We start from the raw sequence: 24,582 nt of genomic DNA, 5'->3' as shown, positions 1-24,582 counted from the left end.
GAAATTAGGAGGTCGAGGTCAGCCAGATGAGCACGGCGTCCATGTTGCAATAAGACTCTAGGAGAATTGAAATGCTATGAGGTAACCGACGTACAGGGCGGCCGCACCGCCCACAGTTGCAATAAGACTCTAGGAGAATTGAAATATAATATGGGAAATCAGTATCAAAGAGTCCGAGCGTGCTGGTTGCAATAAGACTCTAGGAGAATTGAAATACGTCGAGGTTATGATAGAGTCTGGTGTATAATGGGGTTGCAATAAGACTCTAGGAGAATTGAAATATCGAACGCGCCAGCATCTTTTAGCTTTCGGGATTGGTCAATGGTTGCAATAAGACTCTAGGAGAATTGAAATCGAACTTGTCCTCAAGGTTGAAGTCGTCGAGGAGGTTTGTTGCAATAAGACTCTAGGAGAATTGAAATACAAAGAACAACAGGCCCCAAAGAGGAAACGGAAATACCCGTGTTGCAATAAGACTCTAGGAGAATTGAAAGGTTTTGTCTTCCTGATATCTCTTAAGCTTAAGGTACAAGTTGCAATAAGACTCTAGGAGAATTGAAAGTAAACTCGGCTTGAAGCTTCTCGTACTCGTCATGGAGCCACGTTGCAATAAGACTCTAGGAGAATTGAAAGCGTAACCCTCTCTTGATTGTGGTGGTTTGGAGCTGGAGGGTTGCAATAAGACTCTAGGAGAATTGAAAGCTTAAACTTATAAGTCGCGTGCGGCCCGACCAGGCGGTTGCAATAAGACTCTAGGAGAATTGAAAGTACATCATCACGGGAATGCTGGCGGGCATCGTGGGCACTGTTGCAATAAGACTCTAGGAGAATTGAAAGGTTGAGTTTGACCAGGACGACGTAAGGGCTGTGCTCAGGTTGCAATAAGACTCTAGGAGAATTGAAAGCCAACCTTGTAAATATACCACTCCACTTTGCCCGTTGCAATAAGACTCTAGGAGAATTGAAAGCCTGCCGAGGAAGCTCCACGAGGCGATGCTTGTCGCGGTTGCAATAAGACTCTAGGAGAATTGAAAGTCGCTGTCGTGCTGAGCAACGGTCACTTCCCCGGCTCGGTTGCAATAAGACTCTAGGAGAATTGAAAGAAGGGTGCAGTGGCCTTCTGGCTCAAATGGGACGGCACGTTGCAATAAGACTCTAGGAGAATTGAAAGAAGTTGGTGGTATAGTGTGGTTAGGTCTTCAGGTTTCAGTTGCAATAAGACTCTAGGAGAATTGAAAGTGAAGGAAGGCGAGGGTCTCAGTGTGCTCATTGAAGTTGCAATAAGACTCTAGGAGAATTGAAAGGGGAGGAAAGGCTCCAAATGAACTTATCAAGGTAATCGGCTATGGTTGCAATAAGACTCTAGGAGAATTGAAACGATACGCCCGAAGTAGGCGAGATTATTACCCGCGCGTGTTGCAATAAGACTCTAAGAGAATTGAAACGATACTGTAACGTTGAAAACAGCACCCTCAATTGTCGTGTTGCAATAAGACTCTAAGAGAATTGAAACTTCTCGGCTGAGAAAACGACAAAATCACGAATATTACACAAGTTGCAATAAGACTCTAGGAGAATTGAAAGAACTCCCTCTAGGGTTCATCCAGCCAGTCTGGAAGTCGTTGAAATAGGACTCCAAGAGAATCAAAAAATCCCAAAACAGAAGAAGAGGAAGGCCTCAGAACAGCCACTGGTTCTCGATACACTCGTCGCACGGCGGCTTCTCGCCGGCGATGGCCTTGAACTTCTTGTAGATACACTCCGGCAGGCCGAGCGGGCAGTGGTCAGGATACTGACCCGGCCTGACCTTCGTCGGATCGAGCTTGACCTTTATGTAGGCCTCGTACTCCTCGACCTTCTTCCAGGGAAGTACCTTAGCGCCGTAGATTACGAGGTCATCTGCTATCCTTGCGTAGTCGCCAACGACGGCGTTCTCTTTGATGATTACGTTCTTACCAACGACAACACCCTCGCCGAGGATGGTGTCCTTCAGCTCGGCGCGCTCCTTGATGATGTCGCTGCCAATGAGTATCGAGCGCTTAAGGTATGCCTTGTCCTCCACGATTGTGTTTGGGCCGATGTAGGTGTAGGCCTTTATCTTGACGCCGTGGCCGATCTTCGCTCCCTCATCGATGTAGACCGGTCCCTGAATCTCAACGTCGTCCGGAACTTCAGCGCCCTCCTTGATGGTAATGTAGCCGTTGTCCTTCGCTATCTCGTCCATGGCTATCTGGTGGGCGTAGAAGAGGTCGTCGGGTGTTCCGAGATCGACCCAGTAGGCATCTCTGGGCATCCTGTAGGCGTAAACTTCGCCCCTGGCCACGAACTTCGGCAGGACTTCCCTCTCGAAGTAGACCTCCTTGCCCTTCGGAATCTCCTCGAGGACTTTCTTGTTCACGACGTAGATTCCGGCATCCACGAGGTTCGTCTTCGGCCTGTGGGGCTTCTCCTCGAAGTGTGTGACCTTGCCGTTCTCGTCGGTTTCAACGACACCGAAGCGCTCCGGGTCGTAGACCTTGGTCACCGCGACCGTTATCAGCCCGTCGTTGTTCTTGTGGGCCTCTATCAGCTCCCTGAAGTTGAAGTTGGTGAACACGTCACCGTAGATGACCAGGAAGTCGTCGCTCACGTACTCTTCAACGTTCTTGAGCGCGCCACCGGTCTCAAGGGGCATCGGGTCGTTAACGAAGCGAATGTCCTTTGGATAGTCGGCCATCTTCTCGTCTATGAACTCCCTAATCTCGCCGCGCATGTAGTGGACTGAGAGGATGACCTCGTCGATCTCGGGTATCTTCTCAATGTTCTCGAGGAGGTACTGGAGGTTCGGCTTTCCAAGGACTGGAACCATCGGCTTCGGTCTCGTTGAGGAAATTGGCCTGAGGCGGGTTCCAAAACCACCCGCAAGAATAACCGCCTTCATGAGCATCACCAGTATAAACTTATGGAGGGAGCTTATATATTTTACGGCCGTAAAATATATCCCTCCCAGTGAACAATAGCCTCCTACCTCTCCAGAGAGAAGGCCTTCTCAGTCAGTTTGAACGCCTTTGCTCCAGTGGGTCTCAAACACGAACCGTAGCAGACCTTCTTCAAAGGACAGGTCTCGCAGGCCTTTGAACCGAACTCCACTTTTTCAACGTACCCGAGGCTTTCAAGAATTTTTATTATGTCCTCAACCTCTTTAGATGAGAGTCCAAGCTTTTCGGCGATTTCGCGCTCGTTGGTGACGCCAGCTTTTATCAGCTCCAGAACATCCTCAAGCTTTCCCATGTGATCACCTCACTAAACTACAACTCCAAAAACTGAAAATAAAGGTCAGGAGAGGCCCAGGGCAATGCCCACGTGCCATATCAGAATGCCCACGATGGAAGCAACCGCTATCATGTAGGCTGTTGTGAACAGCGCCCACTTCCAGTTGCTCTCGGCCCTTATGGCACCTATAGTGGCTATGCACGGTATATAGAGCGTCGTGACGACCGCAAGTACATAAGCCTGAAGCGGAGTCATGGCGTTCTTTATAGCCTCCGTAGTTCCATATATGACACCGTAGGTAGATATGACGTTTTCTTTGGCTATGATGCCGAAGAGCAGGCTCACAGCTGCTTTCCAGTCAAGGCCCATCAGCCTCATGTATGGCTCGAAGAGGTAGCCAAGCGTTTCAGCGTAGCTCTTCCCGCTTCCTATCGGAACCGGGTAGTTGCTGAGGTACCAGATGAAGATCGAACCTAGGAGTATCACTGTTCCTGCTTTCTTCACGAACTCCTTGCTCCTCTCCCAGGAGTGGATAACAACTAACCTCCAGCTTGGGATGAGGTACTCTGGAAGCTCGATGACGAAGGGGCTTTCCTCGCCTTTAACGACGAAGCGGCCTACGAGCCACGCCGAGAGCAGGGCAACGAGTATAGCTATCAGATAGACGCTCAGGGCAACTAGGGCATGGTTGGAGCTAAAGAAAGTCCCGGCTAGGAAGCTTATGACGCTAAGACGGGCCGAACAAGGGATGAACGGGTTCACGAACATTGCAACCAGCCTGTCCCTTTCATCCTCAAGGGTTCTGGTCGCCATCACCGCAGGAACGTTGCAGCCGAGGCCGAGGATGAGAGGAATAACGGCCTTTCCAGGGAGGCCGAACTTCCTCATGATGCTCTCCATCAGAACCGCTACCCTGGCCATGTATCCAACGTCTTCCAGTACAGACAGGGCGAAGAACAGGAGAAAGACCAGCGGGAAGAAGCTGAGTACCGACCCAACGCCGCCGATTACGCCGTCAACTACCAGGCCCCTGAGGGTCTCGTTCGCGATGTGGGGTGCAAGCCACTCGCCAAACGAGGCAAAGAGGCCGTCAAGCCACTCCTGGAGGGGCAAACCAAGGGCAAAGACGAACTTAAAGACCCCGTAGAAAACTATGGCAAGTGCTATGAAGCCGTAAACTGGGTGTATCAAAATCCTGTCGAGCTGGTCCGTCAGGCTCTCTCCTTCCCTGCCCGCGTAGCTCATGAACTCGTGGGTGAGCCTGTCTATGAACTCGTACTTCTGGCTGGCTATTATGAGATCCATCGCCCTGCCGTAGCGCGCCTCAGCTTCACCTATGTGGGTCATTATCTCCTTCAGCTTCTCCTCGCCGATGTGCCTGAGGACGAGCTTCATAACTTCATCATCACGCTGGAGGAGCTTTATTGCCAGCCAGCGAAGAGGATAGCGCTTTTCAAGTTCCGTTCCCTTCAGACAACCGATTATGTGCTCTATCTCCCTCTCCACTTCTGGATCGTATCTTGGAACAACAGGGTTAGTTTTTACCATCCCGTTGGCCATCTCGTATATTTTCTCCTTCAGTTCCTCGACGCCTATGCCTTCCTTGGCACTCATCGCTACGACAGGAACTCCGAGAGCTTTTGACATCTTTAAGGGGTCTATCCTTACCCCTTTTTTCTCCGCCAGGTCGATCTTGTTTAGCGCTATTACCACGTTCTTCAGGCCCATCTCAAAGATTTCCATGGTTAGAAGGAGATTCCTCAGGAGAGAGGTCGCATCAACAACGTTCACAACAACGTCGGGGTTCCCGTTGAGGAGGAAGTTCCTCGCAACCAGCTCGTCGATTGAGTGGGCAGTCAGGGAATACGTTCCTGGCAGGTCAACCACGAGAAACTTCTCACCCTTGTACTCGAAAACGCCCTCCTTCTTCTCGACCGTAACGCCGGGCCAGTTGCCAACGTGCTGCCTCATCCCCGTTAGGCTGTTAAAAACCGTTGTTTTGCCAACGTTGGGGTTTCCGGCGAGAGCAACGACCTTCATTGCCATTTTAACCACCCGAAGGATTCTAAAGCTTCCTCACAATGATTCGTGAGGCCATTCCTCTCCCAATAGCAAATCGAGTGCCGCTAACGCTTATGATTAGCGGGCCAGGGTTGTAGACTTCGATGACCTGAACGACCGCACCGGGGGTTATCCCCATTCCTAGCAGTCTGTTTCTGAATCCTGGACCCCCCTGGAGGTTAACGACAATCCCCCTCTCCCCAGGCTTTAGAGAATTCAATGGAACGATCATGAGCATCACCGTTAGGTTTTCCTAATCCAACTTCAAGTCTCTCGATGTCCTTAAAAGCCTTTGGTGAGCCTAACAAAACTCAGCGGTTCGAAGAGAAGCGGAAGGGGGTTCAAAAAGTGCACTATTCCATGTAAAGGACATACTTATGAAAAATATGAAATACAAAGTTTTATGTAGTTTGGGGTCGTAGCTAATCCGTAATAATCCGCATAGGGCGGAAAGGAGGTGTTGGTTATGGAAGAAGCCCCAACGGGAGCACCGCAAAAGAGGACTTCCCTCGGCCTCGATGAGAACATCGAGGGACTGCTCGCATACCTGCTTGGTTTTGTTACGGGAATAATACTCCTGCTCCTTGAGAAGGAAAGCGATTTCGTCCGTTTCCACGCTATGCAGTCAACGATAATCTTTCTCCCGCTGTGGATTGCCATAAAGATCTTCTCGTACATACCTCTCCTGGGCTGGATTATCGCAGATCTCCTAGGTTTAATAGGCCTTGTTGTTTGGATTGTTGGTATGGTCAAGGCCTACCAGGGAGAGCGCTACAAGTTCCCAATTGCGGGAGACCTCGCTGAGCAGTGGCTCGGCAAGGTGAACGTCTGAAGGTTTTTAATGCCCTTTTCAAACTTTCTTTATGCTCGCGGAAGTCATCGAGGAAACAAGAAAGTTCGCCGAGAAAAAAGGCCTTTTCGAAAAACGGATTCTTATGCTGTTCTCTGGGGGAAAGGACAGTTCTCTCGCTCTTTACATTCTAAAAGAAGCGGGCCTCGACGTCTCGGCCTTGACCTTCTTCCACCGCTGGAGCTGGAGAGAAACCCTCAACTGGGCGATGAGGTTCACCAAAAATCTCGGCGTCGAGCACTATCTTGTGGACATAACAGAGGGACTTCTCCGCGAGGCCGTTGGCAGGAAAGGGCCAGTCTGCATCAACTGTAAGAAGGTGATGCTCTGGAACGCCAAGTGGTTCGCCCTCAACAGCGGCTTCGACGTTTTAGCCAAAGGGGACAACGCGAACGACAAGATAATCGGTGCGCTCCTCGACCAGTGCGAAGGGGACATACGGCTCTGCGAGATTCCGAGGATGGGTATCCCCTTCTTCCGCCCCCTGATAAAGTACCCCGCCGAGATCGTTGAAGAGCTCGCCGAAGAGGCAGGAATAAGACCCTACCGCATGTACGAGCACGCGAGGAGGAGGCAGTGGAGGGAGGGCTGCCCTCTCCAGTACATAGACAAGGAGGAAATAGTAACCCCCCAACTCATGGACTTGGCCTACAGGGTGAACTACGAGGTGAGCAAGGTAGCGAGGAGAAGGAGGGTAAGGGTTAGCGTCCGCGTCCCGAGCTTTGAGATAATGTGCTGGGACTGCGACGAGGAGACGCTGGAAGAGGTTAAGTCGATAATCAGACGCTTTGGAGGGAAAGCCAATGCTCCCGCAGGGAAAGCTGAGAAATGACATCCTTCGCGAGGTCGTCTTTCCCAACCTCGGAGTGGAGGATAGTAAGGTAGTCTACGGGCCTAGGGAGGGCTTTGACTCTGCTGTTCTTGAATACGACGATGACCACTATCTCGTGATCGCCACCGACCCAACGCTCGGCGTTCCGGAGGAGACCTTCGGCTTCTTTACTTACCACTTTGCTTCAAGTGATGTGGCGGTTTTCGGGGCAAGGCCGAGGTGGCTCATCGTTGACCTCCTCTTTCCCGAAGGAACTTCGCGGGAATTTGTGGAAGCAACGATGAAAGACCTTAACGCCGAATGCCACAAGTACGGATCAGCGATAGTTGGTGGCCACACTGGTGTTTATCCGAGCATCTCAGAGCCAACGGCGACAACAACTGCCATGGGCATAGTCAGGAAGGGCGAACTGAAGCTCCCCCTCGCCAAGCCTGGAGATAGAATAGTCGTAACAGCTAAGGTCGGTCTCGAATTCGCTGTTTCAGCAGCCTATTTCAGGGCCGATGAACTCTCAAAAGTTCTGACAAAAAAAGAACTCATGAGGCTCAAGCGCTCATTCTACTTTGAAACGGCTGTTCCCGACGCCCTTATAGCTAAACCCTTCGTGAGGGGCATGCACGACGCCACAGAAGGCGGCCTAACGGCCCTCCACGAGATAGCGGACAACTCGGGAGTTGGCTTTAGGGTGTATTCCGAGAGACTCCCCATTGACCCGCTGGTGAGGAAGGTGCTCGACTTCTACGACCTCGAACCATGGAGCGTCTCCTCAACCGGGACGTTGATAGCGATAACACCTCCAGAAAACGTTAATTCCCTAATTACAGAATTATTTAAAAATGGAATTCTGGCATTCGAGCTGGGGGAGTTCACGGAAGAGATGGACAGGGTTCTGGTTGAAGAGGGCAAAGAGAGACCTTTCCCGGAGTTCACAGAGGATCCATACGTGGGGCTGTATGGAAAGGGCTAAAAATGATCGCATCAAAAGTTCCAATATGCGAGACATCATAAGGAAAGCCATCGTAGAAACTGCAGAGGAGCTTGGAGTCGAAGTCAAAGAAATAATCCTCTTCGGATCAAGGGCCAGAGGGGATTTCAGGAAAGACTCCGACTGGGATGTGCTGGTAGTAACTAAGGAAAGGATTCCAAGACACGTTGAACTTGAGCTGTATAAGTTGGTTCATAGGAAACTGCTGTTTAATGGCATAAAGGCTGACATTCTCATAATATCCAAGGATGAGCTTGAGAAAGTAAAGGATAATAAGGCTTACGTCTATTATTACGCCCTCAAGGAGGGAATCAAGGTTTGAGCTACAAGGAGTGGCTGAAGAAGGCTGAAAAGGATCTGATCCTCTCTCGCCTCAGCTTATCCGAAGGCATCTATGATTATGCCGCCTTCCACGCCCAACAATGTGCCGAAAAAGCGCTGAAAGCGTTTCTAGTGTGGAGTAGTAAGCCCATTAAGAAAACACATGACATTGGAGAGTTAATAATACTGTGTTCCCAAATTGACGGGGAGTTTATGGAACTATTCGAACTAGACGTTGATCTTTTAACAGCTTATGCGGTGGAAGCGAGGTATCCCACACTACACGAGCCAGATAGAGAAGAAGCCGAAAGGGCAATAGAACTAGCCGAGATTGCCCTCAGCTTCGTAAAATCAAAGATTACTTCACCCTGAACCTCAGTAGCGCCGCAAGTCCGCCGAGGGCCTTCAGCTTCTCTCCACCTTCGTGCTCCGAGCTGACTACAACGACCTCTCCGCGGGAGTACCTCACCGCGTCCATCAGCTCCTCGACCTTCTCCCTGAGTTCCCCCTTGAGGAGCTCGTCAAGGACTAACAGGGTCTCAACCGCGCCGTAGTTCACTGCCTCCTCGACCTCCTTAAGGCCGTAGGCAACCAGCCCGTTGTTCCTGGCGATGTTCTCAAGGACTTTCTCAACCAGCTGAACTTCCTTGGCGACGCGGTTTTCCTGATAGACCCTGTCAACAACCCCGCGCTTTATGACCTCGTAGATGCCCGTCCTTCCAGTGACGCTGGTGTCCTCGATTACGACTTTCTTGGCCAGCTCCGGATACTTCTCCTTCAGGAACTTGTAGAAGTCCTCCTTGACGAAGCCAGGGCCAGCAACTATTGCCTTCTCGACGTTCTCGCGCCTCATTACCTCTTCCATAGTCTTGGCTACATCATGGAAGAACTTCATCTCCTCGCTCTCCCTGTCGGTGTTGTATCTCTTCCCGCCAAGGTTGTGACGTATGCTGTTTAGTATCTCAACCCCGTACTCCCTGACAAGGGCCATATCCGCCTCGCCATCGTCAATAACCACTATCATCACGCGGGCCCTCTTGGAAGCCGCAACAGCCTCCTTAAGCCTCTCAATGTGGTGCTCCTTCCACCGCGGCTTCTGGATGGTCACGACGGTTCCCTGCTCTATCGCTATCGTGTGGTACTTGCCGAGCGGGACGTCTTCCCTGCTGGCGTAGACTATTGGCCCGGTAACGCGTACCTGGTTGGCAAACTTGTGGAAGTTTATCTTTTCCGCCTGGACTCCGAGGAAAACCGGTATGACCTCGACCTTCTCCGCCCTTAAGGAATCGGCTCTCTGGGCCTGCTTCCTGAGGGTTTTGGCGTAGACGATGTCGCCGGGATCTATTATGTGGTAAAGGTGCCAGAGGTCGTCAAGGGTCTCGGCCTTCACTTTCACCTTGCCTTCCTTGGGCTTCTCCTCGAGTATCTGCATTTTATCACCCCCGAAGAACATCTTCCAGTCTTATTCCATTCTTTTTGGCATCATCTAGAAGTTGATAGAGCTCTTTAAGCTCCTCTTCGCTCACCGTGAAATACCCTGAAAAGTTCATCTTCTTTAGTTCATTATTGTGTTCCCTCTTCATTTCTCACTCCCAGAGAGGATACTCCTCCCACATAAAAGGTTTTAGCAGAGAAAAGAAGAAATCAAATAAGCTCCCTCTCCGTCTTCGTGAGCCTCTCGGCGCCGTTTTCCGTGATGACGATGGTGTCTTCTATCCTGACGCCGCCGAACTTCGGGAGGTAGATGCCGGGCTCGACTGTTATCACCATTCCGGGCTTAAGAACGGTCTCGTCGTACTGGCTTACTCCAGGCCACTCGTGAATCTCAAGGCCGACGCCGTGGCCTGTCGAGTGAATGAATTTGTCGCCGTAGCCGTACTCCTCTATCACGTCCCTAACAATAGTGTCGAGCTCTTTAGCTGTTATCCCGGGCCTCGCCTCTTCGACGCCCTTCTTCTGTGCCTCGAGGACTATCTCGTAGATTTCCCTCTGCTTCTCGTTCGGCGAGCCGACTACAACGGTTCTCGTCATGTCGGAATGGTAGTGGTTGAAGAGCGCTCCCTCGTCAATGACGACGAGCTCTCCCCTCTCAATCCTCTTGTCGCTCGCTACTCCGTGCGGAAGCGCCGAGCGCCACCCGCTTGCTATTATCGTGTCGAATGCTGTCTTTTCAGCCCCCTCCATCTTCATAACGTACTCCATCTTGGCCGCGACTTCCCTCTCTCTCACTCCCTCACGCACCTCTTCTATGGCGACGAGCATGGCCTTGTCCGCTATCTGACAGGCCCGCTTTATGACCTCAATCTCCTCTGGAGTCTTAACCATTCTGAGCTCCTTGATGACGTCGTCAACGACGGCAAACTCCTCAACGCCAGCCTTTTCCTTAAGGCTCTGGACACTGGAGTAGCTCGTCCTCCCCTCGATGCCCAGTTTCTTGAGGTTGAAGGCCTTCAGTCTCTCGTAAAGCTCCGCTCCCCTCTTGAAGTACTCAACCGGAACTCTTGAGCTCTCCCTAGCCTCTTCATACTCGAGCTGTGGAACGAGGAAGAGCTCTTCATCGGCGGTAACCACGAGGTAGCCGCCGAGAACCGGGGCGGAACCGGTGAAGTAGAACAGGTTTGGCTTGTGGGTTATCAGAACGCCGTCCAGCTCCTTCTCCGCTATGAACTCCTTCAGCCTTTCGATCCTCATCTCAACCACCGGGGTTAGTCTTCATCGAAGGATAAAACGGTTTCGGAAGGGATATAAACTCCGGCGCTTATTACTGGTCAGGTGTCGGGAGTGACGGTTTACCTCTTTGACTTCGACGGAACCCTCGTGGACAGCACCGGTGCAGTCGAAAAGGCCCTTCGAATAGCCATTGAGAAGACGATACCAGCGGTCATAGAGAGCGACCTCTACGATGAGTACTACAAGGCCCTCTTCCTTTTCATAAAGGGCAAGCTGACATACCAGCACCTCGGCGTCATCCACGAGCTTGTAGCCCAGGGCACGATACACGAGTACTATCGTCAGATGCCCAAGTACATCAAGGATTTTCCCCACGCGAGGAGGGTCATCAGAACTCTAAGAAAGCGCGGGAGAACGGTTATCAGCTTCTCCGGCGAGCACACCTACCCAGGAGGTAAGGTGATATTCCTCAAGAGGACGAAGTGGTACGATGAGTTCGACGAGGTGATAACCTTCAAGAGCACGAAAGACATGCTGACGAAATTCGAGACTCTCAGAGAGCTCTATCCAGACGAGCCGTTTGTCTGGGTGGACGACAGCCCCAGCAGGTTTACGTACATCCTCGATGAAAACACCCTGTTAGTGCAGAAGGCCTCACCACACAAGAGCGACGTTGCCCTGCTCTTCGAGAGGCAGAACTTTCTGAAAATAAAGTCCCTCATCGAGGTCTTGGAGATAGACGATGGCCTCTCGGAGTTTCTGTGAGACTCGAAATTTTTAAAAACTGCCCGCTCAACCTATGAACGGCACCACACCCTGGCCAGAGGCTGAGGGGGTGGTGGTCGTGAGGAAGGCCGTTGTTCTGTCCTACGTCGGGTCCCACGAGCACAGGGATCCAAACAGGGTGATTCTCAAGCCGCTCGACGTCAACGACAGGGGCAGCGCGGCGAGGCTCATCGGCAGGAAGGTCGTCTGGAGAACTCCAACCGGAAGGAAGCTCATCGGAAAGATAGTCAGAACTCACGGCACCCGCGGCGAGGTTAAGGCGGTCTTCAAGCCCGGCCTTCCAGGTCAGGCCCTCGGAGACTACGTTGAAATCCTCTGACGCAACCCCTTTAAGGCCTCTACCTTTTCTTTATCCGGTGAGAGAATGGAGCTTGTAGAGGTAAAGGAAGGTCTCGCGAGGATCCTCGTACCGAAGGCCGAGAGGATATACGATGCGCCTGTCTTCTACAATCCCGTAATGTCCCTCAACAGGGACATCAGCGTTCTCGCGGTTAAAGTTCTCGGGCCGAAGAGGGTTTTGGATGCACTCTCCGCAACGGGGATCAGGGGCATACGCTACGCCCTCGAGACTTCAGCGGAAGAGGTGTGGCTCAACGACATCAGCGAGGAAGCTTACGGGCTTATGAAGAAGAACGCGAGCCTCAACATCGATGGGGAGCTCTACGAAGAGGGCGACCGCTCGTATCTCTGGGGGGAAAAGCTCGTCGTTATAAACAAGGGCGACGCCAACAGGCTGATGGCCGAGAACTTCAGGTACTTTGACTTCCTCGACCTAGATCCCTTCGGCTCTCCCGTCGAGTTCCTTGACACCGCCCTCAGGAGCGTAAGGCGGAACGGCGTTCTTGCGGTAACTGCTACAGACACGGGAGTGCTCTGCGGCGCCTACAGGAACGCCTGCCTCAGGAAGTACCTTGCAGAACCTATCCGCGGCCCGCTCTGCCACGAAGCCGGGCTTAGAATACTCATCGGGACAGTCGTCAGGTACGCGGCGAAGTACGACTTGGGGGTCGAAGTCCTGTTAGGTTATCACCGCGACCACTACTTCAGGGCCTTCCTAAAACTTAAGAGCGGGGCGAAGAAAGCCGACAAAAGCCTCTCCCAGCTTGGCTTCCTTTGGGCCAACAAAAGTGGAAGGTTTGAGTACAGAAGGGGCTTTTTACCGGACAAACCCGGAGCAAGCGGCCCCCTCTGGCTCGGCCCGCTGAAGGATGAAAGTTTCGTCGAGGAGCTTCTTGAATCTGCCAGAGACCACCCGCTCGCCCACAAGAAGACGCTGCCGTTCCTCCAGCTCATCTCGGAAGAGCTCGACGTTCCCTTCCACTACGACACGCACACCCTAGCTAGAGCCTGCTCCCTGACCCCACCGAAGCTTGATGTCATAATCCAGCGCCTTAGAGAACTTGGCCACAGCGCCACGAAGACCCACTTTTCCCCGACCTCTGTGAAAACGGACGCTCCTTTCGGAGTGGTTGTTGAGGTGATGAAGGATGTCCAGACTGATTGAGCTAGCTGAGAAGTTCTACAGGGACGAGTACACGGATTCAGTCCTCTACTCCAGGCTGGCCAAGGCCGAAAAGGACGAGAGGATCAAAGCGGAGTTCCAGAGGCTTGCCCAGATAGAGTCTGAGCATGCTAGTTTTTGGTACGAGTTCCTCAAGAGAAGGGGTGTAAAACCAGAAAAACCGAAGATAGGGCGCTTCCACTTCACATCGGTTTTCGTCCTCAGAAGAGTGCTCGGTGCTGGGGCTGTGACTTCTCTCCTTGAGATGGGAGAGAGGGACGCGGTAAAGAAGTACTACAGATTTCTAACAGAATACTCCTCAGAAATGAGCGAAGATGAAAGGGAGAGGCTCAAGAGTGTCATCCTGGACGAGCTTGAGCACGAGAAGTTCTTCAGGGAAGAGGAGAAGACCTTCCACACCGAGAACATCCGCGACCTGGTTTTGGGCATGAACGACGGCCTCGTCGAGATTCTGGGTGCCGTGACCGGGCTTTCGGCTGTCTATCCCAACAGGCCTGAACTCGTCGGCATAAGCGGCCTAATCGTTGGGGTCGCTGGAGCGCTCTCGATGGGAATAGGTGCCTTCATCTCCGTCCGCTCCCAGAGACAGGTCAACGAGGCCCTCAGGGAGAAGATGGAAGTCCTATTCAGGGTCTCCCCAGAGAGGGCCAGGGAAGAGATAATGGAAAGGCTAATGGAAGGGGGCCTGCCGAAGGAAATCGCAGAAAAAACCGCCGAGGAACTTGCCCAGAAGGGGGATGCTGTGATAAGCCTTCTTCTCGGGGAGAGCGATGAGAACGAAGTCCGCTCGGCCCTCTATACGGGTCTCTCTTATCTGCTCGGAGTGGCGTTTCCAGTAACGCCCTACTTCCTGGCGTCGAGCTCTTTAACCGCACTTCCGTTCTCAATTCTGCTCGCAGGCAGCGTCCTCGGCGTCGTTGGTACGATGGTGGCACTACTATCGGGAATCTCGGTCAGAAAGAAGGCCCTGGAGATGGTTTCAACCGGCCTCGGGGCGGCGTTCCTGAGCTACCTCTTCGGAAGGCTGATGGAAGCAGTCTTTCACGTCTCGGCCCTTTAGAGATAGGTGACCTCAACGCCGAGCTTTTCCGCCGTTTTTCCCTGTTTTTCATCGCTTGTAGCGAGCTTTCCGTATTTTAATGCCTGGGCTATGTAGAGGGCGTCGTACACCGTTATTCTTCCCTCACACGCTATCTCCCGTGCTTGAGGCAGGTATTCGAGAGGGTTTTCAAGAAATAAAACGCTTCTCATAAGGTCTAAGGCCTGGCTCCTTCTTTCAAACTCTTCCCGATCTATGCGGGAGTACAGCACATGGTGCTTCCACAGGGCGTTTGACACTTCAATCAACGCGTATTCCAGGGATGTAAGGTCGTTTCCTCTTATGAACTCCTCGATTCTCTCCCATCCAGGTTCCAAAAGGATGTACCTGGCGAGAGACGATGCGTCAATTACTATCACGGTCATCCCTCACGTACTTTCTTGCAGTCCCTTCATCCGCAGGGGTTCCACCAGAAAGGAGCCTGTGAATCTCGTCAAGTTTTTTCTGTTTTTCTGCCCTATGGACCCTCTCTTCAATGAACTTCCGTATCTCCTCGCTCCAGTTGATATCAAGCTCCTTCATCTTTGCCTTGAGCTCGTCGGGGATGCGCACGCTTATCACTGCCATACGACCACCGTTTACACTTTTGTAATACAGCAATATAAACATTTTGGGGAAGAGCCAGAAAAGAAAACAGTTCAGACCTTAACGTACTTCCACCTGCCCTTCTTGAATATCCACCAGTACATGGCCGCGCTCGTGAACGTCTCGAGGGTCATCGCGAGCCAGGCCGCTATGACGCCCATTCCCTCTATCACGAAAGGCCCTATCACAAGGCCAAACCCGAAGACATAGGAGGGAAGTATCCTGAACAGGAGCTTGCTGATTGCCGTGACGTACATCGGGCTCTTTGTGTCGCCGGCTCCCCTCAAAGCTCCGCTGAGGACAAAGACCCATCCAAGGGGGACTTCGCTTATCCCGACGATGAGGAGGTAGATGCTCGCCAGGTGAAGTACCTCATGATAGTGGGGGTCGCTTGAGGAAAGGAAGGGCATGACGAGGTAGCGCGGGAACGCTATGAGGATAATCGCCATCACGCCCATGAAGACGCTAACCATCTTCAGGGCCTCGTAAACCGTCCTTTCAGCCTCTTCCGGCTTTCCAGCACCGAGGTTCTGGCCGACGAGGGTTGAAGCCGCAACGTTGAAACCGAAAGCGGGCATATAGGCGATGCTTTCGACCCTGAGGCCTATCTGGTGGGCGGCGAGCGCTATGTCTCCAAACCGGGTGACTATGCTCATGTAGAGGAAGTTGTAGAAGCTGAAGAGGCCGCGCTCCACCAGCGTGGGGATGCCTATCCTGAGTATTCTGATGACCATCTCCGGGTGGAAGCTCCAGCTCGGCCTGAACTTGAGGACGAGCTTCCCACTCAGGAGAAGGTACAGACCAATCAGAAATGAAGACGTGATTCCAATCCCAGAGGCCCAAGCAGCTCCCACGGCACCCATCCTTGGAAAGCCGAGCTTACCATAGATCAGGAGGTAGTCAAAAGTGGCATTGACGACGTTCATGAAGATACCGAGCTTCATGGGAGTCTTCGTATCCCCCGCTCCCCTTAGAGCCGAAAAGAGAGTAAAACCGACGAACCTGATGGGATAGAACAAGAACACGACCTTAAGGTAAGCGTAGGCCGTTCTGAGGAGTTCTCCCTTGGCGCCCATAACCCAGAGAACCTCGTCTCCGAAAAACCACCCGAAGAGCATAACGGGGATTCCGAGGAGGAAAGCAAGGTAGAGACTCTGCTCCAGAACCAGCTCCGCTTGGGAATAGTCCTTAGCACCAACAAAGCGGGCTATCAAGGCAAGGGTTCCAACAGAAACTGCCATCATTATGGGGAACATGAACCAGCTTACCTGTCCGCCGAGGCCAACGGCCGCTATCGCCAGCGCGCTGACGTGGCCGACCATCAGAGTATCCACTAGGTTGAGGAGTGTCTGGGAGATGTTGCCCACTATAGCAGGCCACGCCAGTGCCCATATTTTTCGCTGGGTCTCGTTGCGGAACATTAAGACGCGCCTCTAAACGAACAGAGAAACGTTTAGTTAATAAGGGTTGCGGTAGTGTTGCAGAACTACGTAAGTAGGTCAGAGAAAAGAAAAAGGTTCAGTAAGAGAGGTTCCTCTTCTTCCTCCACTTGTGGGACCAGCTGTACTTCCTCATTCTCCTGCTCCTGCCGAATCCGCAGGCGGCACAGTAGCCCTTCTTGACGTTGAAGGCCCTCCTACCGCAGCGCCTGCACCTTATGTGGGTTGGAGTACGGTTCCTCTTGCCCTTTGGCTCAGTGCCCGCTCCCATGCTATCACCCCGCTAAGCTCTCACTCAAGCTCGACAGGGGAGATGGCCAGAACGTTGTCTCCCCTTATAACGATTTTACCGTACTTCTTAACGACCTCGCCGTCCTGGATGAGCTCGGCATCGGCGAGGACAACGTTAAGGTGGATGTCGTAACCGATGAGCTTACCCCTGAACTCGTTCCCCCTCTTCAGGAGCACGAGGACGTCCTTGTCAAGGGACTTGTGGATAACATCGAGTGGTCTTTCCGCCATTTTCACGCACCTCCAAATAATCAAAGCTCATAGCCTTAACGAGGGAAACGGTTTATAACTCTTTCCGTTCTCCTGGCCCTTCTCAACATTAAACCTGGAGTTCTTGCCCCCAGAGGAAAAGGGCTATAAATTGTATCACTTAAAGTGATTAAGGTGAAAGCATGAAAAAAGGTGGGCTGCTGCTCATTCTCCTGCTTCTGGCCTCAATCGCCAGCGGATGTATCTCGGAGAGCAACGAAAATCAAACTGCAACGGCTTCGACCGTTCCACCGACTTCAGTGACACCCTCACAGTCTTCCACTCCCACAACCTCGACCTCGACGTACGGCCCTTCCGAAAGAACGGAGCTTAAACTTCCTTCGGTTAACTACACTCTCATCTACGTCGGCATAGAGAAAGGCTGTCCCTCCGGAAGAGTCCCGGCGAAGTTCACGTACAACCCCGGAAACAAGACCGTAAAGTCTGTCAGCCTCCGCGGGAGCTTCAACAACTGGGGAGAGTGGCCGATGGAGCTGAAGAACGGCACGTGGGAGACGACCGTCTGTCTCCGCCCTGGAAGGTATGAGTATAAGTACTTCATCAACGGCCAGTGGGTCAAGGACATGTCCGACGACGGGACGGGAAGGCCCTACGACCCCGATGCAGACGCCTATGCCCCCGATGGCTACGGGGGAAAGAACGCCGTGAGGGTAGTTGAGGGCCGCGAAGCGTTCTACGTGGAGTTCGATCCAAGAGACCCAGCCTACCTCAGCATCGCGGACAAAAGAACCGTGGTCAGGTTCGAGGCTAAGAGAGACACCGTCGAGTCTGCTGTTCTAGTAACGGAACACGGGAACTACACTATGAAGCTCCAGGTCTGGTGGGACTCCGGCGAAACCTGGCGCGCCGAGATGCCGGTTGAACCCGCTGATTATTACATTCTCATAACTTCCTCTGACGGCGAGAAGTTTGCCGTCCTGAACACAAGCGAAAGCCCGTTCTTCCGCTTTGACGGTATTGACAGGTTCCCCCAGCTGGAGTGGGTGAGCAACGGGATAACCTACCAGATATTCCCCGACAGGTTCAACAACGGAAACAGGAGCAACGATGCCCTAGCTTTGGACCACGACGAGCTAATTCTGAACCAGGTCAATCCGGGACAGCCAATCCTCTCCAACTGGAGCGACCCGATAACGCCCCTCCACTGCTGCCACCAGTACTTCGGCGGCGACATAAAGGGAATAACGGAGAAGCTCGACTACCTTCAGAGCCTAGGTGTTACTATAATCTACCTCAACCCGATTTTTCTCTCGGGAAGCGCCCACGGCTACGACACCTACGACTACTACCGGCTCGACCCCAAGTTCGGGACCGAGGGGGAGCTGAGAGAGTTCCTCGATGAGGCACACAGGCGGGGAATGAGGGTAATCTTCGATTTCGTGCCCAACCACTGCGGCATAGGGAATCCGGCCTTCCTCGACGTCTGGGAGAAGGGCAACGAAAGCCCATACTGGGACTGGTTCTTCGTCAAGAAGTGGCCCTTCAAGCTCGGCGATGGGAGCGCCTACGTCGGCTGGTGGGGCTTTGGGAGCCTTCCGAAGCTCAACACTGCCAACCAGGAGGTCAGGGAGTACCTGATAGGAGCGGCCCTCCACTGGATAGAGTTCGGCTTTGACGGCATTAGGGTGGATGTGCCGAACGAAGTCCTCGACCCGGGGACGTTCTTCCCGGAGCTGAGAAAGGCAGTTAAGGAGAAAAAGCCCGACGCGTACCTCGTCGGCGAGATATGGACGCTCTCCCCGGAGTGGGTGAAGGGAGACCGCTTCGACTCGCTCATGAACTACGCCCTCGGGAGGGACATCCTTCTGAACTACGCTAAGGGCATGCTCAGCGGAGAAAGTGCAATGAAAATGATGGGACGTTACTACGCTTCCTACGGCGAGAACGTAGTTGCGATGGGCTTCAACCTCGTTGATTCGCACGACACTTCGAGGGTTCTCACTGACCTCGGTGGTGGCAAACTGGGAGACACACCGTCAAACGAGTCAATTCAGAGGCTCAAGCTCCTCTCAACGCTCCTCTATGCCCTGCCCGGAACTCCCGTCACCTTCCAGGGGGACGAGAGGGGACTGCTCGGAGACAAGGGACACTACGATGAGCAACGCTATCCGATACAGTGGGATACTGTGAACGAGGACGTCCTGAACCACTACAGGGCACTGGCGGAGCTCAGAAAAAGAGTTCCCGCATTGAGGAGCAGCGCAATGAGGTTCTACACCGCGAAGGACGGTGTTATGGCCTTCTTCAGGGGGCACAACGATGAGGTTCTCGTCGTTGCCAACAGCTGGAAGAAGCCAGCCCTACTGGAGCTTCCCGAGGGGGAGTGGAAAGTAATCTGGCCTGAGGATTTCAGCCCGGAACTGCTTCGCGGCACAGTTGAAGTGCCAGCCATAGGGATAATCATCCTTGAGCGGGGCTGACCCCCCTTCCGTTAATTTGTTTGGCACGCTGACAATGAGCATCCCAAAAGCTTTTTATGAAATGTCCTTACTCCAGTTTCAGGTGGTGAGTGATGGGAGAGAAGCCCGACAAGTACGAGATTCTCCAGGATTTGATGAGGAGGAGAGGTTTTGCCTGGGGGAGCTTTGAAATCTACGGTGGCTCACGCGGATTCTATGACTATGGCCCGCTCGGTGCGACGATAAAGAGGAAGATAGAGAGAAAGATCAGAGAGGCCTTCCAGAGGGAAGGCTTTTTTGAGCTTGAAACGCCGGACATAACGCCAGAGAAAGTGTTCATAGCGAGCGGCCACGTCGAGAAGTTCGTTGACCCTCTGGTAGAGTGCAAGAAGTGCGGTGCCCGCTTCAGGGCAGACCACCTGGTTGAGGAGGCCCTGGGCATAGACACCGAGGGAATGAGCGCTGAGCACCTCACCCAGCTAATCCGTGAGCACGACATCCGCTGTCCTGAGTGCGGCGGCGAGCTTTCAGATGTGTGGTACTTCAACCTCATGTTCGAGACGAGGATAGGCCCCTACGGTGACCAGAAGGGCTACCTGAGGCCCGAGACAGCACAGGGCATCTTCGTGAACTTCAGGAGGCTAAACGCCTTCGCGAGGAACAAACTGCCCTTCGGAGTTTTCCAGATAGGCAAAGCCTACCGCAACGAGATTTCACCGAGGCAGGGTATGTTAAGGCTCAGGGAGTTCACGCAGGCCGAAGCTGAGATATTCTTCAACCCCAACGAGACAGAGCATCCGCACTTCGACGAGGTTAAGGACGAAAAGCTGAGGCTCTACCCGATAGAGCACCAGCTCAAGAAACTCGGCATGATCGAAATAACGGCGGAAGAAGCCGTAAAGAAGGGCTACATAATGAACACCCTCTTCGCCTACTACATGGTCATGGTCAAGAGGGTTCTCCTCGACATCGGCATCCCCGAGGACAAAATCCGCTTCAGGCAGCAGCTCCCCGAGGAGAGGGCGCACTATTCAAGGGACACCTGGGACGCTGAAATCCACAGCGAGCGCTTTGGCTGGGTTGAATGCGTTGGAATAGCGAACAGGGGCGACTACGACCTGAGCAGGCACATGCGCGAGAGCGGCGCCGACTTAACTGTCCTTATCCACTACGACGAGCCGAAGATCGTGAAGAAGCTTGAGGTAAGCCTCAACATGAAGAGGGTCGGACCGAAGCTGAAGAAGGACGCCAAGAGGATAAACGAGCTGATCAGGGGCTGGGACGAGGAGAAGAAGCGCGAGCTGGTGGAGCTCCTTGAAAAAGAAGGGAAAGTCACGATCGAGGGCTACGAGCTTGAGAAGGACGACTTCATAATCAGGGAGATCGAGGAGAAGATAACCGGCGAGAAGATAGTTCCACACGTCCTCGAGCCAAGCTTTGGTATAGACAGGCCCTTCTACCTGCTCCTTGAGAACAGCCTCGTCATAGAGGAGGACAGGACTTACCTGAAGATAAAGAAGGACATGGCGCCGATCGAGGTGGCGGTTTTACCGCTCGTTGCCAAAGAGCCGCTAAAGAGCATTGCCTACGATATCTTCAGGACGCTCCAGAAGGAGGGCTTCATAGTCGTCTACGACGAGAAGGACACCGTTGGGAGGAGGTACATGCGCTACGACGAGATTGGTACTCCCTACTGTGTAACCGTCGACAACCAAACGCCCGAGGACGGGACCGTGACGATCAGGGACCGCGACACGAGGGAGCAGGTGAGGGTGAAGATCGAAGAACTGCCAAAGAAGCTGAGGGAGTTAATCTTTGAAAGCTGAGCTTTTCCTTTGCTTATTTTACTATGAAGACACCTGTGGTGATTTTATGCTCAAGTACATTGGATATCTTGGAGTTGGCATAGTCATAGGCATCCTCGCGGCAATGTTCGGCCTCGGAGGGGGCTTCCTGATAGTTCCCACCCTCAACTTCCTCGGCGTTGAGATACACCACGCGGTGGGAACTTCCAGCGCTGCAGTCGTGTTTACTTCCCTGAGCTCTGCGATAGCCTACCACAGGCAGAGGAGGATACACTACAAGGCGGGCCTCCTGCTGGCTTCAACGGCTGTTATCGGCGCTTACATCGGAGCCTGGGCCACGAGCTACATAAGCGCCGCCCAGCTCAAGGTGATATTCGGCGTTGTCCTCTTCCTCGTGGCCATAAGGCTCTACCGCAAGAAGAGCAGAGAGCCACATGAGGTTGACCTTAAGGAAGTTAAGCTCGACTACAAGGTGGTTCCGATCGGCGGCTTTATAGCGGGAGTTGCGAGCGGCCTCCTTGGAATCGGCGGCGGGGCAATAAACGTGCCCTTCCTCACCTACATGGGACTTCCCATCCACTACGCGGTCGCGACTTCGAGCTTCGCCATAGTCTTCACGGCCACGTCTGGAGCGATAAAGCACTACATGCTCGGCAACGTCGAGGTTGAGTGGCTCGTTCTCCTCGTCCCGGGCCTGATAATCGGCGCCCAGCTCGGGGCGAAGATTGCCAAGAGGACTAAGGCATCCCAGCTTACGAAGGCATTTGCCGTTGTGATGGCCTTTCTGGCGATAAGGATGATCCTCAAGGGACTGGGCTATCCCGTTCCTTGAGCCTTTTCCCTTGTCTTCTGCTTATAGAGGGCAATTGACAGGAAAATCACCACAGTGAGGAGAATGTACCACACAACGATGAGGGGCCTGTCGTAGGGGTACGGTCCTCCCGCCAGGATTTCAGGGAGGGCCCTGGGGAAGAGCATCAGGCTGAGGAATAAACCGGGGAAGCCGGCTATTATGAAAGTTGAAAACCCGCATCGGTAGCCCATCTGGCCACAGATCCCACTCTGGGCGGTGAGGCCTACTAGAATTGTGATAATCCAGACGAAAACCAGTGAAACAAGGCTTTTCAGGGATATCGACCCCTTCCTCCATTCGTAAACCCCGTAGAGGATGACGAAGATCAGGGCAGAGCCCGCACAGCTCATCCAAGTGGCGAGGTCTTTGGAGAACCCATAGGGGGCATCCCAGTTGGCGAAGGCCACAGCTCCTGGCATCGTTAGGACAAAAGAGAACACTGCTATAAGCCAGAGCTTCAGAGTCTCACTCCTCATCATGCCCACTATCTATCCTTTGAGGGAAAGTATAAATCCTTTTCCAGCGGCAAACTTTAAAACTCCCCTCCGAACTACGACCATGCTCTACGTGGAGATACTCGGAAACCTGCCCGAAATGGCACGGGACGAAGTGAAAGCGATGCTCGAACTCGGCGGTGGGGAGATTATCGGTCAGGATTACCTCTTCCTCAAGGTCGATGCGGGTGAGAAAGCCTTCCCGTTTCTCGACAGGCTTGGATTAGCCCACGAGTACGGTCTTCTCCTCGTCGAGGCGGATTCCGTTGAAGAACTCCTCCAGAAGGCCGGAGAAGTGGAGTGGCCGATAAAGGGGGCTTTCAAAGTTGATACTGAGACCATGGCCAACTGCAGGCACGATGTTCTTGACCTTCCCAGAAAGCTGGGAGCTGTCATCCACGCCCAGGGCTTCCGCGTGAACCTCTCAAAGCCCGACACCGTTGTTAGGGTCTACTGCGGCGAGAGGCTCTACGCTGGAATAAGGCTGAGGTACTTCGACCCGAAGGACTTCGAAAAGAGAAAGGCCCACCACAGGCCCTTCTTCAGGCCGATATCGCTCCACCCAAGGGTCTCAAGGGCGCTCGTGAACCTGACGAAGGCGACGCGGGAAATTCTAGACCCATTCATGGGGGCCGGCGGAATACTTATCGAGGCCGGTCTGCTGGGCCTGAGAGTCTACGGCGTGGACATAAGGCCTGAGATGGTTGAAGGCGCTGAAACCAACCTCAAGCACTACGGGGTGAGGGACTACACGCTCAAGCTCGGCGACGCGACGAGGCTGGAGGATCTGTTCCCCGACAAGAAGTTCGAGGCGGTAGCGACCGACCCGCCCTACGGCACCGCCGCGACACTCGCCGGGAGAAAGAGGGACGAGCTTTACAGGAAAGCCCTGAGGAGCATCTACAACGTACTTGAGGACGGGGGAAGGCTGGCGATAGCTTTTCCGACTGACTTCAACGGGAAGGCGGAGGCCGAAGCGGTGGGGTTCAGAACCCTCGGAAGGTACTACCAGAGGGTTCACAAGAGCCTTGAGCGGTACTTCTATGTGTTTGAGAAATGAATCATCAACTATAACAGCATAAGCAGATGTCTAACTCTGGCTGGGGACTATGGTCAACTCACGCAGTATTGAAACTCGTTGAACGAAATGTATGGCATGAAGCGGTAGTGGGCTATCTTAAAACTCTTTTTAACCTCTGGAGTTTATGTTCAAAAATTTAATAATGCTCTCGATATTAAGAGTACCCCAAATCTTCAGATAATTGCGCTTGTGATAACACCCGCTAAAGATATGCTTTAACAAAGATTTATAGGTGAAGAAATATTTTAGAATCGTCAATTTTGGATAATACTTATAAAGGTTAACATACCTATTCCCTTGGGTGTCAATCGTTCCCCAAAGTAGTTGACACCCGGATGCGTCTTTAGACCACGGCGTATAGACTCTAGGGGGGATAACCAATGGGGTGTGGAATATTGAAGGTGACTAGAATACTGGTTTGGCTGGGGGTGCTATTAGGTATAGTGCCCATAACCCTCCTTCTTGGGGTTGGATCTCCAGTGGTGGGTCTTGGGCTCTTGGTGATAGTGGTGCTATTAACGTACTTCCTTATAACGCACCCCCTTGCAGAGGCAGAAAGACTGTTTGCAGAGGGTAAGAGCAAGGAAGCCAAGGGTAAGCTGACGATACCGCTTATTATCTCTTTTATAACCGGAAACATCCTCGGATTCATCTTGATCCTAGTGGGCCTTTTGACATGTGGATGACCAGTTTGTTTTCTTCTTTTTACAATCTCTTCCTTAAAAGGTCTTAAAAGGTGTGGATTCAGTAACGCCTAAAACGGCATGAGTGCTGAACGGGTGAAGTTCTTCAGTGAAGATTTATACGAGTGCTTAGGTTTCTTTGACATTGAGGTGTACTATAACGGAGAAATCTCGAAAAGTTTTTAATATCGATTTTTTATCAAACATCATGAGAGGATTAATACCACTCCTCTTTGGAATTTTGCTTGTTTCACCTATCGCCCTGGCCAGCAATGTTACGGTCTCATTTCATGCCCCCCAGGAT

The 24,582-nt window shown here is 52.7% G+C and carries 27 protein-coding genes and 1 CRISPR repeat array (1 of these 28 running past the window's edge); of the genes, 14 read left to right on the top strand and 13 right to left on the bottom strand.

Features of this window, described 5'->3' with window-relative positions; translation table 11 throughout:
* Positions 1 to 1,584: direct repeats of the CRISPR family, unit length 30 nt; unit sequence GTTGCAATAAGACTCTAGGAGAATTGAAAG; it reaches 908 nt to the left of the window's first position.
* Between the two features lie 94 nt (positions 1,585 to 1,678).
* The 4 genes from ACZ5TN_RS01265 to ACZ5TN_RS01250 all read right to left on the bottom strand — a co-directional run bounded on the left by ACZ5TN_RS01265 (position 1,679) and on the right by ACZ5TN_RS01250 (position 5,551).
* On the bottom strand, positions 1,679 to 2,920 hold the full coding sequence (locus ACZ5TN_RS01265) for a sugar phosphate nucleotidyltransferase (RefSeq protein ID WP_464917437.1): 1,242 nt from the start codon (positions 2,918 to 2,920) through the stop codon (positions 1,679 to 1,681).
* An 83-nt stretch (positions 2,921 to 3,003) separates the two neighbouring features.
* On the bottom strand, positions 3,004 to 3,270 hold the full coding sequence (locus ACZ5TN_RS01260; RefSeq protein WP_054840598.1) for a winged helix-turn-helix transcriptional regulator: 267 nt from the start codon (positions 3,268 to 3,270) through the stop codon (positions 3,004 to 3,006).
* A gap of 45 nt (positions 3,271 to 3,315) precedes the next feature.
* Positions 3,316 to 5,298 (bottom strand): ferrous iron transport protein B, encoded by a 1,983-nt coding sequence (gene feoB, locus ACZ5TN_RS01255; protein WP_464916919.1) that lies wholly within the window; start codon positions 5,296 to 5,298, stop codon positions 3,316 to 3,318.
* Positions 5,299 to 5,317: 19 nt separating this feature from the next.
* On the bottom strand, positions 5,318 to 5,551 hold the full coding sequence (locus ACZ5TN_RS01250; protein WP_011249909.1) for a FeoA family protein: 234 nt from the start codon (positions 5,549 to 5,551) through the stop codon (positions 5,318 to 5,320).
* A 228-nt stretch (positions 5,552 to 5,779) separates the two neighbouring features.
* Here ACZ5TN_RS01250 and ACZ5TN_RS01245 point away from each other — a divergent pair, with 228 nt between their 5' ends.
* From ACZ5TN_RS01245 to ACZ5TN_RS01225, 5 genes are read left to right on the top strand one after another with little or no spacing between them, the layout of a single operon-like run.
* Entirely contained in the window at positions 5,780 to 6,145 is a 366-nt protein-coding gene (locus tag ACZ5TN_RS01245; protein ID WP_464917436.1) for a DUF4870 domain-containing protein, read from the top strand.
* 31 nt (positions 6,146 to 6,176) lie between these two features.
* Positions 6,177 to 6,995 carry a DUF7411 family protein gene (locus ACZ5TN_RS01240; RefSeq protein WP_464916918.1) on the top strand — a complete coding sequence of 273 codons (819 nt, stop codon included), beginning with the start codon at positions 6,177 to 6,179 and terminating at the stop codon, positions 6,993 to 6,995.
* Positions 6,967 to 7,962, top strand: coding sequence for an AIR synthase family protein (locus ACZ5TN_RS01235; RefSeq protein ID WP_464916917.1), 996 nt, complete (start codon positions 6,967 to 6,969; stop codon positions 7,960 to 7,962). The genes ACZ5TN_RS01240 and ACZ5TN_RS01235 overlap by 29 nt, the downstream gene beginning before the upstream one ends.
* Positions 7,963 to 7,987: 25 nt before the next feature.
* Positions 7,988 to 8,302: a nucleotidyltransferase domain-containing protein gene (locus tag ACZ5TN_RS01230; RefSeq protein WP_011249913.1), complete on the top strand. Its 315-nt coding sequence runs from the start codon at positions 7,988 to 7,990 to the stop codon at positions 8,300 to 8,302.
* On the top strand, positions 8,299 to 8,673 hold the full coding sequence (locus ACZ5TN_RS01225) for a HEPN domain-containing protein (RefSeq protein WP_011249914.1): 375 nt from the start codon (positions 8,299 to 8,301) through the stop codon (positions 8,671 to 8,673). The genes ACZ5TN_RS01230 and ACZ5TN_RS01225 overlap by 4 nt, the downstream gene beginning before the upstream one ends.
* Here the strand turns inward: ACZ5TN_RS01225 and ACZ5TN_RS01220 are convergent.
* From ACZ5TN_RS01220 to pepQ, 3 genes are all read right to left on the bottom strand, one after another.
* Entirely contained in the window at positions 8,660 to 9,733 is a 1,074-nt protein-coding gene (locus tag ACZ5TN_RS01220) for an mRNA surveillance protein pelota (RefSeq protein WP_464916916.1), read from the bottom strand. The genes ACZ5TN_RS01225 and ACZ5TN_RS01220 overlap by 14 nt on opposite strands.
* A 4-nt stretch (positions 9,734 to 9,737) precedes the next feature.
* Positions 9,738 to 9,884: a hypothetical protein gene (locus tag ACZ5TN_RS01215; protein ID WP_464916915.1), complete on the bottom strand. Its 147-nt coding sequence runs from the start codon at positions 9,882 to 9,884 to the stop codon at positions 9,738 to 9,740.
* Positions 9,885 to 9,945: 61 nt separating this feature from the next.
* The gene (gene pepQ / locus ACZ5TN_RS01210) at positions 9,946 to 10,992 is read right to left on the bottom strand and encodes a Xaa-Pro dipeptidase PepQ (RefSeq protein ID WP_464917435.1); all 1,047 of its coding nucleotides are present in this window, start codon (positions 10,990 to 10,992) and stop codon (positions 9,946 to 9,948) included.
* A 90-nt stretch (positions 10,993 to 11,082) separates the two neighbouring features.
* On the opposite strand from pepQ, the gene ACZ5TN_RS01205 reads away from it, so the two are divergent.
* The 4 genes from ACZ5TN_RS01205 to ACZ5TN_RS01190 all read left to right on the top strand — a co-directional run bounded on the left by ACZ5TN_RS01205 (position 11,083) and on the right by ACZ5TN_RS01190 (position 14,339).
* Entirely contained in the window at positions 11,083 to 11,736 is a 654-nt protein-coding gene (locus ACZ5TN_RS01205; protein ID WP_011249919.1) for an HAD family hydrolase, read from the top strand.
* Positions 11,737 to 11,815: 79 nt separating this feature from the next.
* Positions 11,816 to 12,076, top strand: a complete 261-nt coding sequence (locus tag ACZ5TN_RS01200; RefSeq protein ID WP_464917434.1) for a 50S ribosomal protein L35ae — start codon at positions 11,816 to 11,818, stop codon at positions 12,074 to 12,076.
* 45 nt (positions 12,077 to 12,121) lie between these two features.
* The gene (locus ACZ5TN_RS01195; protein ID WP_464916914.1) at positions 12,122 to 13,261 is read left to right on the top strand and encodes a tRNA (guanine(10)-N(2))-dimethyltransferase; all 1,140 of its coding nucleotides are present in this window, start codon (positions 12,122 to 12,124) and stop codon (positions 13,259 to 13,261) included.
* On the top strand, positions 13,245 to 14,339 hold the full coding sequence (locus tag ACZ5TN_RS01190; RefSeq protein WP_464916913.1) for a VIT1/CCC1 transporter family protein: 1,095 nt from the start codon (positions 13,245 to 13,247) through the stop codon (positions 14,337 to 14,339). The genes ACZ5TN_RS01195 and ACZ5TN_RS01190 overlap by 17 nt, the downstream gene beginning before the upstream one ends.
* Here the strand turns inward: ACZ5TN_RS01190 and ACZ5TN_RS01185 are convergent.
* The 5 genes from ACZ5TN_RS01185 to ACZ5TN_RS01165 form a co-directional block, all read right to left on the bottom strand.
* Positions 14,336 to 14,743 (bottom strand): type II toxin-antitoxin system VapC family toxin, encoded by a 408-nt coding sequence (locus tag ACZ5TN_RS01185; protein ID WP_173254061.1) that lies wholly within the window; start codon positions 14,741 to 14,743, stop codon positions 14,336 to 14,338. The two genes, ACZ5TN_RS01190 and ACZ5TN_RS01185, sit on opposite strands and share 4 nt — an antisense overlap.
* Entirely contained in the window at positions 14,724 to 14,945 is a 222-nt protein-coding gene (vapB, locus tag ACZ5TN_RS01180; protein ID WP_464916912.1) for a type II toxin-antitoxin system VapB family antitoxin, read from the bottom strand. The genes ACZ5TN_RS01185 and vapB overlap by 20 nt, the downstream gene beginning before the upstream one ends.
* A gap of 71 nt (positions 14,946 to 15,016) precedes the next feature.
* Positions 15,017 to 16,384, bottom strand: a complete 1,368-nt coding sequence (locus ACZ5TN_RS01175; protein ID WP_464916911.1) for an MATE family efflux transporter — start codon at positions 16,382 to 16,384, stop codon at positions 15,017 to 15,019.
* A 97-nt stretch (positions 16,385 to 16,481) separates the two neighbouring features.
* A complete protein-coding gene (locus ACZ5TN_RS01170; RefSeq protein ID WP_054840593.1) occupies positions 16,482 to 16,673 on the bottom strand; it encodes a 50S ribosomal protein L37e in 192 nt (63 codons plus the stop codon).
* A 20-nt stretch (positions 16,674 to 16,693) separates the two neighbouring features.
* Complete coding sequence (locus tag ACZ5TN_RS01165) at positions 16,694 to 16,924, bottom strand: LSm family protein (RefSeq protein ID WP_062386341.1); 231 nt, start codon at positions 16,922 to 16,924, stop codon at positions 16,694 to 16,696.
* Between the two features lie 161 nt (positions 16,925 to 17,085).
* On the opposite strand from ACZ5TN_RS01165, the gene ACZ5TN_RS01160 reads away from it, so the two are divergent.
* The 3 genes from ACZ5TN_RS01160 (at position 17,086) to ACZ5TN_RS01150 (ending at position 21,999) form a co-directional block, all read left to right on the top strand.
* A complete protein-coding gene (locus ACZ5TN_RS01160; protein WP_464916910.1) occupies positions 17,086 to 19,383 on the top strand; it encodes an alpha-amylase family glycosyl hydrolase in 2,298 nt (765 codons plus the stop codon).
* 92 nt (positions 19,384 to 19,475) lie between these two features.
* The gene (glyS, locus tag ACZ5TN_RS01155) at positions 19,476 to 21,188 is read left to right on the top strand and encodes a glycine--tRNA ligase (protein WP_464916909.1); all 1,713 of its coding nucleotides are present in this window, start codon (positions 19,476 to 19,478) and stop codon (positions 21,186 to 21,188) included.
* A gap of 46 nt (positions 21,189 to 21,234) precedes the next feature.
* On the top strand, positions 21,235 to 21,999 hold the full coding sequence (locus ACZ5TN_RS01150; RefSeq protein ID WP_464916908.1) for a sulfite exporter TauE/SafE family protein: 765 nt from the start codon (positions 21,235 to 21,237) through the stop codon (positions 21,997 to 21,999).
* Here ACZ5TN_RS01150 and ACZ5TN_RS01145 read toward each other — a convergent pair.
* Entirely contained in the window at positions 21,984 to 22,505 is a 522-nt protein-coding gene (locus tag ACZ5TN_RS01145; RefSeq protein ID WP_464916907.1) for a hypothetical protein, read from the bottom strand. The genes ACZ5TN_RS01150 and ACZ5TN_RS01145 overlap by 16 nt on opposite strands.
* A gap of 73 nt (positions 22,506 to 22,578) precedes the next feature.
* On the opposite strand from ACZ5TN_RS01145, the gene ACZ5TN_RS01140 reads away from it, so the two are divergent.
* Together ACZ5TN_RS01140 and ACZ5TN_RS01135 are read left to right on the top strand one after the other, a co-directional pair.
* The gene (locus tag ACZ5TN_RS01140; protein ID WP_011249932.1) at positions 22,579 to 23,574 is read left to right on the top strand and encodes a TIGR01177 family methyltransferase; all 996 of its coding nucleotides are present in this window, start codon (positions 22,579 to 22,581) and stop codon (positions 23,572 to 23,574) included.
* Between the two features lie 416 nt (positions 23,575 to 23,990).
* Positions 23,991 to 24,281: a hypothetical protein gene (locus ACZ5TN_RS01135; RefSeq protein WP_143598681.1), complete on the top strand. Its 291-nt coding sequence runs from the start codon at positions 23,991 to 23,993 to the stop codon at positions 24,279 to 24,281.
* Positions 24,282 to 24,582 lie beyond the last annotated feature (301 nt).

It is taken from the genome of Thermococcus sp. JCM 11816, assembly GCF_055396515.1.
Note: the sequence above shows the minus strand (reverse complement) of the source record. Positions and strands in the feature narration are given on the sequence as shown.

What these genes read in the sequence shown, in the direction of transcription:
- ACZ5TN_RS01265 (WP_464917437.1), bottom strand. Translation starts at nt 2,920, where the DNA reads ATGAAGGCGGTTATTCTTGCGGGTGGTTTTGGAACCCGCCTCAGGCCA.
- ACZ5TN_RS01260 (WP_054840598.1), bottom strand. Translation starts at nt 3,270, where the DNA reads ATGGGAAAGCTTGAGGATGTTCTGGAGCTGATAAAAGCTGGCGTCACC.
- feoB (WP_464916919.1), bottom strand. Translation starts at nt 5,298, where the DNA reads ATGGCAATGAAGGTCGTTGCTCTCGCCGGAAACCCCAACGTTGGCAAA.
- ACZ5TN_RS01250 (WP_011249909.1), bottom strand. Translation starts at nt 5,551, where the DNA reads ATGCTCATGATCGTTCCATTGAATTCTCTAAAGCCTGGGGAGAGGGGG.
- ACZ5TN_RS01245 (WP_464917436.1), top strand. Translation starts at nt 5,780, where the DNA reads ATGGAAGAAGCCCCAACGGGAGCACCGCAAAAGAGGACTTCCCTCGGC.
- ACZ5TN_RS01240 (WP_464916918.1), top strand. Translation starts at nt 6,177, where the DNA reads ATGCTCGCGGAAGTCATCGAGGAAACAAGAAAGTTCGCCGAGAAAAAA.
- ACZ5TN_RS01235 (WP_464916917.1), top strand. Translation starts at nt 6,967, where the DNA reads ATGCTCCCGCAGGGAAAGCTGAGAAATGACATCCTTCGCGAGGTCGTC.
- ACZ5TN_RS01230 (WP_011249913.1), top strand. Translation starts at nt 7,988, where the DNA reads ATGCGAGACATCATAAGGAAAGCCATCGTAGAAACTGCAGAGGAGCTT.
- ACZ5TN_RS01220 (WP_464916916.1), bottom strand. Translation starts at nt 9,733, where the DNA reads ATGCAGATACTCGAGGAGAAGCCCAAGGAAGGCAAGGTGAAAGTGAAG.
- ACZ5TN_RS01215 (WP_464916915.1), bottom strand. Translation starts at nt 9,884, where the DNA reads ATGAAGAGGGAACACAATAATGAACTAAAGAAGATGAACTTTTCAGGG.
- pepQ (WP_464917435.1), bottom strand. Translation starts at nt 10,992, where the DNA reads ATGAGGATCGAAAGGCTGAAGGAGTTCATAGCGGAGAAGGAGCTGGAC.
- ACZ5TN_RS01195 (WP_464916914.1), top strand. Translation starts at nt 12,122, where the DNA reads ATGGAGCTTGTAGAGGTAAAGGAAGGTCTCGCGAGGATCCTCGTACCG.
- ACZ5TN_RS01190 (WP_464916913.1), top strand. Translation starts at nt 13,245, where the DNA reads ATGTCCAGACTGATTGAGCTAGCTGAGAAGTTCTACAGGGACGAGTAC.
- ACZ5TN_RS01185 (WP_173254061.1), bottom strand. Translation starts at nt 14,743, where the DNA reads ATGACCGTGATAGTAATTGACGCATCGTCTCTCGCCAGGTACATCCTT.
- vapB (WP_464916912.1), bottom strand. Translation starts at nt 14,945, where the DNA reads ATGGCAGTGATAAGCGTGCGCATCCCCGACGAGCTCAAGGCAAAGATG.
- ACZ5TN_RS01175 (WP_464916911.1), bottom strand. Translation starts at nt 16,384, where the DNA reads ATGTTCCGCAACGAGACCCAGCGAAAAATATGGGCACTGGCGTGGCCT.
- ACZ5TN_RS01170 (WP_054840593.1), bottom strand. Translation starts at nt 16,673, where the DNA reads ATGGGAGCGGGCACTGAGCCAAAGGGCAAGAGGAACCGTACTCCAACC.
- ACZ5TN_RS01165 (WP_062386341.1), bottom strand. Translation starts at nt 16,924, where the DNA reads ATGGCGGAAAGACCACTCGATGTTATCCACAAGTCCCTTGACAAGGAC.
- ACZ5TN_RS01160 (WP_464916910.1), top strand. Translation starts at nt 17,086, where the DNA reads ATGAAAAAAGGTGGGCTGCTGCTCATTCTCCTGCTTCTGGCCTCAATC.
- glyS (WP_464916909.1), top strand. Translation starts at nt 19,476, where the DNA reads ATGGGAGAGAAGCCCGACAAGTACGAGATTCTCCAGGATTTGATGAGG.
- ACZ5TN_RS01150 (WP_464916908.1), top strand. Translation starts at nt 21,235, where the DNA reads ATGCTCAAGTACATTGGATATCTTGGAGTTGGCATAGTCATAGGCATC.
- ACZ5TN_RS01140 (WP_011249932.1), top strand. Translation starts at nt 22,579, where the DNA reads ATGCTCTACGTGGAGATACTCGGAAACCTGCCCGAAATGGCACGGGAC.